This window comes from Microbacterium oxydans, from assembly GCF_006540085.1.
GTDB classification, from domain to species: Bacteria; Actinomycetota; Actinomycetes; order Actinomycetales; family Microbacteriaceae; genus Microbacterium; species Microbacterium oxydans.
Genome location: NZ_BJOG01000013.1, coordinates 1 through 3391 on the forward strand (window position 1 = coordinate 1; position 3391 = coordinate 3391).

A 3391-nucleotide genomic window follows, 5' to 3' on the forward strand; every position below is an offset into this window, starting at 1 on the left:
CGGCGGGTTTCCCCGCCGCTCCCAGATGGTTAGCGGCGGTTGAACGCCCACTCGGGGAGCATCGCCGCATCCAGCACCTTCGTCATGAGGCCCGCGAAGGACAGATCCGGGTCGATAGCCGTTGCGCGCTCGACGTAGACGTGAGCCTCCGACGATCGGCCCAGCGCCCAGGCGATCCACCCGGCACTGATCAGCGCGGCGGCGGCGTGCACGTCGGCCGTGTTCGCGGCGAGGTGGCGGCAGATCGCCAGCGCGCTTTCCAGGCGGGCGACGTTGGGGCGCTCGCCGCGTCCGAGGAGCGTTTCTGCGACGTCCGCATCGACCTGTGACGTCAAGTGGTACTGCACCTGAGTGGCGAGGGCGGCGGCGCCGTGCTCGGTGTCACGCGCCCACTGGATGAGGGCGACGTCGCGGAGCATGGGGCGAACGAGGACGGCGAGCAGCTGCGCGGCGTGCGCGGAGCGCAACTCCTCCGGCGTGGTGTCCGTTGCCCGCTCGATGGCCTTGAGCGGGTCGAACGTCACCGAGGCGAAGTCACCGAGGCATCCGGCGATTCCGGCGGCGGCGACCTCATCCCGCGCGGGCAGGGTGTGTGCCTGCGACTGCGCGGGGACGGCGGGGTCAGCGTGCTCGGATGCGCTGATCCATGCAGCGGGCTGAGCGGCCTCAGCGGGGCGGAAGTAGTCGCCCCAGGAGTCGCCCGTCACGTACAGCGCTTCGGCGACGGGGATGCCCTGCTCGTCCAGCCGCGCGGCGAGCAGGGTGGCGATGACCTCCGAGTCCTTCGGGTCGCCGTCGGTGTAGACGATGACGATCGCGCCCGTCACGTCCGGCACCCGGAGGAGGTACTCGGCCATGAGGTTGATCTGGTCGATGTTGGGCCGCTCGGGGAGATCGAACCGCATGACGCCACGGGTGCGGGTCTCGACGAACGGGACGACGACGATCGACTTCTCCGGCTGGAAGCCGGCGAGGCGGGGGATCACCGCGAGGAGATCGGCGGAGGACGCCGCCCTGAGAATCTGAACCATCTGAATCACTCCTTAGATTGTGTAACCTGACATCACTAAATATACGGATCTGAGACCGAGGTGTCAAGTAGGTTGGGCTAAGAATTTTCGGAGGGGTGGTCAGCCGTCCGATTCGGGAGCGGTCGCGGGGGATTCTGCGGCGTTCAGTGCCGCCGCGATCTCGGCCGATGAGGCGCTCAGCACGGCGAGGTACGCGCGGAAGATCGCGTCTGATTCGTCCCCGTCGAGGTAGTGCCCGCCGGGTGTGGACGGTGCACCGGGCATGATGAGCGTGTTGCGGGCGTGCTCTGCTGCCTCACGGTCGGACATGTCCCACCCCTGGCGCTGATCGTCGCCCACGAGCGCGAGGGCTGAGCGGAGCGCGGGGTCGCCCGTGCGCGGCTCATCATTCTCGGGGAGCTCGACGGGGATGCCGGGGGCTTCGTGCTGCTCGGGGTCGCCGTTGTAGAGGGTGGAATCGTTGAGGTTCACGCGCACCAGGCCGCTCGCCTCGGTGGTGTCGATCTGCACCACGGGCGTACCGTCCAAGCCGGTGTAGAACGTCGTCTCGATCCCGTGGTCTTCGTGCCCGCGCTGCTCGCGGTCGAGGGTGATCGCGGCCGCCACGATCTGGCGGAGCGCGGTCTCGTATTCGATGCCCGCGCCCATGGCGAACCCGAGGGCGGTGAGGGGGTCTTCCCCGTCGTGTGTCTCGCGGTCTGTGACCGATGCGAGGACGGTCGAGGCGGCTGCTGCTGCGAGCTGGTCGGTGGTCTTCATGGCTGCTGCTCTCCTAGCTGAGGGGTGCTGATCGGGGGAGGGTGGGCGGAGCGTGTGCCCCGCCCACCCGGAGGGCGCTAGGCGCGCTCGGCCTCGGACGAATCGAACGTGATGTCATCCCAGCCGTTCGCACGGATGGCTTCGATCACGTCGTCGCGGTCGAGGCCTTCCTCGGCGATGCCGATGGCATCCTCGGAGGTGCGAGCGGTGCGACTGAAGGACAGCCGCAGCGAAAGCGTGACGTCGAGGGTGACGTCCCACTCGCGCTCACGGGGAACCCCGTTCAGCTCATCGGCCAGCCGGTCGTACTCCTCGCAGAAGTTCGCGTAGTCGGCGATCCGTCCAGCCTTGTCCCAGAAGGACACGAGTCGGGGGTCGCCGCCGTCGAGAATCTGCTCCGTGCGCAGCCGCCGGACCTCGTTCTCGAGTTCGGCCACGCGCGCCCGTGCGAGGTTCGCGGCTTCCTCGGCGCGTGCGATCTCGCCCACGGCAACCCGGCGGTTGTCCGTGAGGACGATCTCGGCAACCTCGGTGCCCTCGGTGGTGGTGGTGATGTCGGTCATGATGTTCCTCCTATGGATTGTGTAACCTGACATCTCTAAACATACGGAGAGCCTCAGACATTGGCTCTATGTCCCCCGAATGGGGGACACGTCCGCACGAAACGGCGGGCATCCCGAGAGGGGATGCCCGCCGATCTATCGCGCGTCACTCGCTCGCCGCGGTGGCCTCCTCCCACATCTCGGGGTCGGCCTCGGCTACGCGCTCGCGCACCATGCGCGCGGCATCCGGCTGCGCGGCGGCGTCGAACACGTCGGCCAGTGCTTGCGCCTCGGAGTATGACCAGTGCTCCCAGAAGTCCTCGCCGACCGCGATAGCTCGGAGCAGGCCGTCTAGGCGCTCCACGGCACCGCTGAGGGCCGCGTGAGCCACGGAGAGGCTCTTTCCGGCGATCACCGGCTCCAATGGCCCAGCCGAGTCCTTCTCGGCCACCACGGCGCCGCCCTTCCACTGCTGGCGGACGATGTTCGGGTCTTCGCCCGTCCACTCCTCCAGCGTGTGGATGGTCGCCTCGGGGTACGCGAGTGAGGCGGCTCGGGCGAAGTCCGCGATGCCCCCGGTCTCCCACTTTCCCGGGTACTCGATGCTGGCGCACTCGCCGTCGAAGTGAAGATCGGTGAAGGTCGGATCGGCGCTGCCCACGGTCTTGCCGTCCTGGTCGATCTGGTGCTCGCCGTCAACGTGCTGATTCCACAGTGCGATGAGCCGAGCTGCTACCGCCTCGCGATCTGTGACCGCCTGCGGGAAGTGAGCCTCAACCGAGATCCACATGATCATTTCTGCCTCCAATGCGTTGAATATATGACCTGACGTGTTAGAATCTATAGACAGCCTCAGACATTCACATTTCGGCCCCGCGCGCAGCGGGGGGCACGCCCCGAGAGGCACAGCGAAACACCAGCCCACAGGCCCCAGGAGGGGCGGGGTGGGCCGCACGGTACCCAGCGCGGGGGGAGAGGCCCGGGAGCCGCAGGAAGGCCCACAGAGGCGAGTGAGGAGCCGGGGGAGCAGGGGCCGGCTAAGACCCCCCAAAACGGCCC

Annotated in this window: 4 protein-coding genes; all 4 read right to left on the reverse strand. The window is 67.9% G+C overall.

The features are described from left to right. Nucleotides 1-29: 29 nt before the first annotated feature. Nucleotides 30-1031 carry a DUF4192 domain-containing protein gene (locus MOX01_RS18985; RefSeq protein WP_141371187.1) on the reverse strand — a complete coding sequence of 334 codons (1002 nt, stop codon included), beginning with the start codon at nt 1029-1031 and terminating at the stop codon, nt 30-32. Nucleotides 1032-1130: 99 nt separating this feature from the next. After that, nucleotides 1131-1790 (reverse strand): hypothetical protein, encoded by a 660-nt coding sequence (locus tag MOX01_RS18990; RefSeq protein WP_141371189.1) that lies wholly within the window; start codon nt 1788-1790, stop codon nt 1131-1133. Between the two features lie 77 nt (nt 1791-1867). Continuing rightward, complete coding sequence (locus MOX01_RS18995; protein ID WP_141371191.1) at nt 1868-2353, reverse strand: hypothetical protein; 486 nt, start codon at nt 2351-2353, stop codon at nt 1868-1870. Between the two features lie 145 nt (nt 2354-2498). Further along, nucleotides 2499-3128, reverse strand: coding sequence for a hypothetical protein (locus tag MOX01_RS19000; RefSeq protein WP_141371193.1), 630 nt, complete (start codon nt 3126-3128; stop codon nt 2499-2501). Nucleotides 3129-3391 lie beyond the last annotated feature (263 nt).